4 protein-coding genes are annotated in these 6,428 nt (G+C 61.4%); all 4 read right to left on the bottom strand.

Annotated elements, in window-relative coordinates; all coding sequences use genetic code 11:
- Positions 1-194 (bottom strand): transposase (locus WCE37_RS14650; RefSeq protein ID WP_343279986.1); only part of this gene is annotated, 194 nt, incomplete at its 3' end.
- Positions 195-554: 360 nt separating this feature from the next.
- Entirely contained in the window at positions 555-1,070 is a 516-nt protein-coding gene (locus WCE37_RS14645; protein WP_129135519.1) for a GNAT family protein, read from the bottom strand.
- A 63-nt stretch (positions 1,071-1,133) separates the two neighbouring features.
- A complete protein-coding gene (locus WCE37_RS14640) occupies positions 1,134-2,279 on the bottom strand; it encodes a hypothetical protein (protein ID WP_343279985.1) in 1,146 nt (381 codons plus the stop codon).
- Positions 2,280-4,790: 2,511 nt separating this feature from the next.
- Positions 4,791-6,275 (bottom strand): amidohydrolase family protein, encoded by a 1,485-nt coding sequence (locus tag WCE37_RS14635; protein WP_343279984.1) that lies wholly within the window; start codon positions 6,273-6,275, stop codon positions 4,791-4,793.
- Between the last annotated feature and the right edge of the window lie 153 nt (positions 6,276-6,428).

Below are 6,428 nucleotides of genomic sequence, written 5' to 3'. Positions count from 1 at the left end.
AGCCGGCCGTTCTCGGTCTCAAGCTCCTTCAGGCGCTTGGCATCGGGCACGCTCATGCCGCCGAACTTGCTCCGCCACAGGTAGTACGACGCCTCGCTGAAGCCGTGCTTGCGGCACAGCTCCTTGAGCGGCAGTCCGGCCTCGGCCTCGCGCAGGAAGCCGATGATCTGCTCTTCGGAAAAGCGCTTCTTCACGTCCAATCTCCTCGCTTTGGGGAATTGGACTCCAGATCGCCGTGCTACTCAAAACCGGGGGGACGTCGCTGCCACGCTCTTCGCGGAGAAGTAGCTCCAACTGCTTCTCCGCTAGCTTTGCCGTCGCTCGCTGGAGGTCGTTAGCCTCGCGTTGGAGTTTTCTCTGCCCGTTCCAAGCGATGATGCTGACTAGAACAGCGAAGCATGCGATTGCTGTTGCAAGCAGCTCGTACTGCGACATAGCTCCCCTTGGCACCTAACACCTAAGCTAAGCCGCGCCGCAGCGGGGCGTGAAGCACATGGAAAGCTGTACCTGCCATGTGGTTTGCGCCCCGATGCGGAGTCGGCTTGAGCGCGTTGTTAGGCACCGTGCCGTTCGAAGTGAAGCACGTCGTGCCACTGGCCAGAGAGCCAGAAGCTCTGGCTTGAATGGCCGAATTGCACAAAGCCGTTTCGCAGAAGCACTTTGGCCGAGGCTTCGTTCCCTACACGAACTGCGGCCTCGACTCGGTGAAGCCGGAGCCGCACAAAAGCATAATCTAGCGCAAGCCGAACTGCCTCAGTCGCGTAGCCTTTGCCGCCATGGTCTTGGGCTACGCGATAGCCCAGTTCCGCGCTATGGAAGTGGTCGCCACGGACCCGGGTAAGGTTGACACGGGCGACAAGGTGGCCCGACCCGTTTCTCGCGAGGAACTGATACGCGCTGCCCTCTGCTGCTTCGGCCTGAGCAACTGCGATCGCCTTTGCGATTCCGCCCGGCTCATAGAAGGATGTCGCCCTCGCATTAATATGTGATTCGAAGAACGCCCGGTTTGTGAACTCAAACTGCCCCAAGTCCTGTTCGTCCTCGGCCGTGGGTGCAGATAGCGACAGCATATGGGAGGGGCCTAACGCTTGAATTAAGCCGTGCCGCGAAGCCGCATCGGCTTGAATGAATTGTTAGCGCCCAGTCTGGAGGCTGTCGGGCCGCGTGCCGCTCTTGACCCAGTGGGTGAGCGTTCCGAAGGCGGCTTGAATCTGATCCGGAGTAAAGTCGCAATGCCCTTCCCCGACAGACGGCAACGAGACCAACGGCGCCGCAGGATCTGCGGCAAATGCCAAGGCTGGATAGATTGACTCGAATCGCTTGGGAACAGTGGGGTCGTTGTTGTTCGACTGGATCACTACTGGCTTGTCAAAGCGGCCGGTGAGGTCCGCAATGCCAGCGAGAGAGCCCAAGGCGCGCCGGTCGCCAGCATAGCGCCGAACACCCCTGTTGAAGGCTGCATCGTCACCAAATCCGACATATGAAACCGCCATGTTGTCTGCCGGAAATCCATCCGACCGGGTTTGGGCCTCACGCAGCACCATGTAGTTGAGCATGAGCGCACCAGCAAGGCCGGCCCTTGGGATCTCCAGGCGGTTGACCAGGATTGTTGCAGCTGCTTCGTTCCCTGCAAGGACGGCCTCGATAGCTTCGGGATCCAGCATGGGCGGCGATGCCGGATCAGAAAGTCCTCCAGGCGCGAGCCCCATCGCCCCCGGGAAGAAATAGTCAAAGGACACGAGTGACGTCAATATCCCTTCCTCAAAGGCGATAGACGTCGGAACGTTGACGCCGCATAGTGAAAGCGCGCCGTAATAGCGTTCTCCGTACTTCTCGAGGCTCGCAAGCGCGATATGGCCGCCCAGCGAAAACCCGACGAGGTAAGTGCGGTTGGGTTCGGCATGCTTGTCGGCGAAATACGACCGCAGCTGTTCATTGTCTGGCAACGCATCCCGGACCGACCAGCCCTGTGACGTATAGGCGCTCTCGGCAACCGCATAGCCCTGAGAAAGGAAGATGGGCGATGCATCGTTCTGAGGCCAAGGAGATTCGCGCGGAACTCCTCTTGGCTCATAACCATGAAGAAGCATGACAAGTTCGCCGTTCCAGCTTTCGGGGATCTCGACTCTGTAAGGTGCGTCGCCCAGCTGGCCGCTATCTATCGCCGCACCGACGTCCGCTGGGCTGCTACGAGTGCTCGAAAGGGTGCTTGCACAGCCGGCGGTGGTGCCGACAACGAACGCAATTACAAGGGCGCGAACTTGAATCCTCGAAAGCATGCGAACTCTCCATTGGGTGCTAACGCCTGAGTTAAGCCGCGCCGCGAAGCGGCGTCGGCTTGAATGAATTGTTAGGTGTCACCGCAGTACGCGTCCCGTGCCGCTTGCAGATCATCGGTGACTAGATCCACATTGTCGACGAGCGCACGAAGACCCCGGACCCTAGTGCGATTATCGTGATGCCGGTTGGCAGTGAAATAGCCATAGAAGTTTCCGTTGCGATCTACCACGACAGGCGGAGAGCTCGAGTACTTGTTCCAGGGGCTCTCTTCGTTGTACTTGGATCCGAAGGTTCCGTATCTGCTCCAAATGCTGGAGTCGCTGTATCTAGAGCCGAAGTCACCGTAATTATTGCAAATCGAACCGTCCTCGTACTTGCTGCACGAGGCGCAACCCAAGAACGTGTCGTTGTTCTGACCACCAAACAATAGAAGCTCCTGGGCGGATACCTGTTGGGTTGAAGCTAAGAGCAATACTGTCGCTGCGAAAGACTTCATGTGACACCTAACACCAGAGTTAAGCCGAGACGCGTAGTGGAGCGAAGCACATGGCAAGCTTTACCTGTCATGTGATTCGCGGAACGAAGCGGATTCGGCTTGAACGACTCGTTAGGCCGCCGCTGCCCAGCACCTGTGCCTGACCTGCGGTGACCCAACCCCTGAGCCGAACAGTACAACAAGTCTGGCCGGTCAGCCCGGGGCTGGAATCTGCCAGGCCGAAGCGATGATGCTGCAGCCTGCGCGGCCCAGAACTCTCACCGCACCCTGGCCGAAGCCGGTGCGGCAGGTCGAATCTTGCGGAGAGTCGCGCCTGTCCGAAGCCGAGGCGTTGCAGGGCTCACTGCCGATGCCTGCACCGCGCGTGCGAGGTGCAAACGCTGCATGAGCGAGTCGCTACAGATTGCCTGGAACCCGGCAACAACAGTGCGGGAAACAAGGCCTAACGCTTGAATTAAGCCGTGCCGCGAAGCGGCATCGGCTTGAATGAATTGTTAGGCATTGACGACCGCCCTGTACACAACTTTGCGGAAGGACGGCAGCCTAAGCCGTGACCATGTTGCGATTGTTTCCCAGCCATCGTCAGCTGGGCGTTGCAACTGTGCCTTAAAACATTCGGCACCACGATAGTGCTCCAAGCAGCGGTACTTGCCTGATAGAAATCCACTAACCGCGTCTACGAATGCCGCAACTCTGTCTGGGTCTGTACAAGGGAACCACTCACACCAGAAGTGTCCAACTGACAAGTGCAACTCATCGGTGTTTTGAAGCGAGACCCAGACAGCATGCTTGAGGCCTTGTTGAACAGGGATATGCAGGCTGATCTCTATGGGCGCATCCGGTTCCCCAACGATCTGCAGGTGAGGGAATCGCGCCGCGATCTCCCCGAAAGCGGTTTTCGCTATATCTCCAATTTGCGAAGGTGATTGGTTCAATGCCTAACACCAGAGTTAAGCCGTGCCGTAGCGGGGCGTGAAGCACATGGCAAGCTGTATCTGCCATGTGGTTTGCGCCCCGATGTGGCATCGGCTTGAACGACTCGTTAGGCCGCCGCTGCCCGACACCTGCGCCGAACCCCTGCAGCCCAACCCCGAACCGAAACACTACAACAACTTGGCACAGCTGGGCCGTGCCTTGGAACTACGAAGCGCGAACTACAGCTCGCGTGTGCGAGGAGCCTCACCAGGATCTGTCCGAAGCCGACTCGGCAGGTCGAACCTTGCGGAGGGTCACGCCTGTCCGAAGCCGAGGTGCTGCAAGACTGACTGCCGATGCCTGCACCGCGCGTGCGAGGTGCAAACGCTGCGGATAAACGAGGCGCTACAAATTGCCTGGAACCCGGCAACAACAGTGCGGGACACAAGGCCTAACACCAGAGTTAAGCCGAGCAGCGTAGTGAAGCGAAACACATGGCAAGCTTTACCTGCCATGTATTTTGCGTAACGAAGCGGATTCGGCTTGAACGACTTGTTAGGCCGCCGCTGCCCGGCACTTAAGCCCGACCCGCGACGGCCCAACCCCTGAGCCGAACAGTACAACAAGTCTTGCTGGAGAGCTTGTTGACCTGGCACGTGGCGCGAGCGGAGCCTAGAAGATCAAGTCGCGCGGCCAAGAACTCCCACCGCGGCCCGCACGAAGCCGACTCGGCAGGTCGAATCTTGCCGAGGGTCGCGCCTGTCCAAAGCCGAGGTGTGCACGCGTGCCTGCAGATGCCACTCATCGCGCGTGCGAGACGCCAACAGTGACAGATGAGCGGCGAACCTCACGCGGCCGAAGACGTTGATCCGGCAGTGCGGGACACAAGGCCTAACACCAGAGTTAAGCCGCGCCGCGCCGCGAAGCGGCGTCGGCTTGAACGAACTGTTAGGCGGCAGTGGCCAAGAATGCTACCGCCAGTCAATGCCGCCGCCATGGCGAGAGAGCGCCAGAACCACGGTGCCGTTCGCTCGGAACCTTCGCCGGTCGCGAGTTCATGAATTCCATGGGCGAGCCTGGCCCCATCTTTTGTCCGGTGTCAAAGCTCGCCGCTGACGGAACTGGCGAGGAACCCCCACACCAGCTTGGCGGCGTTGGCCGGCGAACGCGCCTGGGCGCGAGTGAAGCCGAGTAGCGCGTCCAGGCGCGGACGGTCGTACAGGCGCCCGGCCAGCAGCACAGCATGGAGGCGACGCGTGTGGGCGATGTCGTCCAGCGGGTTTGCCTCAAACAGCACCAGATCCGCAGCATTGCCGACGGCGACGCGGCCGTGGCGCTGCGTCTGCCCTGCGTAGTGCGCGGCGTCCAGCGTGGCCGCACGCAGCACCTCGGCCGGCGACAGGCCGGCGCGCACCAGAAGGGCCATTTCATCGTGATAGCGGAATCCGCCGATCGCGGTGTCCGTTCCCACCAGCACCGGCACGCCGGCCCGGTAAGCATCACCTGTCAACGCCAGACCATGCTCGAAATAATCCCGCAAGGCGGCTTCGCCTCGCGCGCCGGGATAGCGCGCCGCAGTCGACTTCAGATCGTCGCGGTACGCCCAGCGCGACAGCGGGTCCAGGTACGCCAGGCGGGGATCGCCGGTGAAGGCGGGATCGCGCGCGCGCGCGTCCTCCTCGCGGGTCACGTGCGTGGGCACGAACCAGGCTCCTGCCTCGCGCATGCGCGAGAACGCGCGCGCGCAGGCTGCGGAGTCGTGCTCGGTGACCATCCGCTCGATCAACGCAACGGGTGCTTCGGCGTCCAGCGCACCGCTGCGCCATGCGGCGGCATCACGGAAGCAGTGGCGCGCGAAGAGATGGCCGTGCTCGAAGCTGCGCTGCCCGGCTGCGACGGCGTCCTCCAAGCTCACCGCCTTGGGCAGGTGGCCGACCACGGGCATGCCCCACTGGCGCGCTTCGTCGGTCAGGCGCTTGTAGGTGGTCGGCGCCAGGCGGTTGTACACCTTCAGTGCGTCCAGGCCGCGCGCGCGAAAGATCGCGGCGAGCGTAGCCGCTTGGTCAGGCGTCATGTCGGACCGCTCGAAATAGAAGCTGGCCACTTCGACGAAGCGCGGACCGACCATGCGGCCCTCGACGGCGGCCCGGGTCCAGCGGCGCTTGTCGGCGACGCAGGCGATCAAGGTGTCGTCGCTGTCGGGGCAGTCCATAAGGTCACGGGTGCCGGTGACGCCGTTCGCGATGGCCAGTGGTAGGTGCAATTGCGGCGATAACTGGAACGCATGCGTGTGCATGTCCCAGAAGCCGGGAAGCAGGTAACGTCCGCCAGCCTCCAGTATCGGCACCTCCGGTTCAGTGCGCAGGCCGTCGCCGATCCGGGCGATAACGCCGCCTTCGATCAATACGTCGGTCGGCTCGCCGGCAGCAGCCCGCTCCACGTCGATGATGCGGGCGTTGCGGATCAGCCGGGTATCGGCGGCATCGGGCAGTGGAGCCTTTGCCGAGGGCCAAAGCACGCCCAAGACAAACAGTGCCGCCAGGCCAGCCACCATCCAAAGCAGGTGCTTGAGAAAACGTCTCATGGGAAAGCCTGTCCGCCCTCGTCAACGGTGGATGCCGCCTAACACCAGAGTTAAGCCGAGCCGCGTAGTGGAGCGAACCACATGGCAAGCTTTACCTGCCATGTTGTTTGCGTAACGAAGCGGCTTCGGCTTGAACGACTTGTTAGGCCGCCG

It is taken from the genome of Luteimonas sp. MJ250 (assembly GCF_039548455.1).
Classification (GTDB): Bacteria; Pseudomonadota; Gammaproteobacteria; order Xanthomonadales; family Xanthomonadaceae; genus Luteimonas.
Note: the sequence above shows the minus strand (reverse complement) of the source record. Positions and strands in the feature narration are given on the sequence as shown.

Excerpts from the sequence above, each read along its gene's own strand:
- WCE37_RS14645 (WP_129135519.1), bottom strand. The coding sequence starts at position 1,070 with ATGCTGTCGCTATCTGCACCCACGGCCGAGGACGAACAGGACTTGGGG.
- WCE37_RS14640 (WP_343279985.1), bottom strand. The coding sequence starts at position 2,279 with ATGCTTTCGAGGATTCAAGTTCGCGCCCTTGTAATTGCGTTCGTTGTC.
- WCE37_RS14635 (WP_343279984.1), bottom strand. The coding sequence starts at position 6,275 with ATGAGACGTTTTCTCAAGCACCTGCTTTGGATGGTGGCTGGCCTGGCG.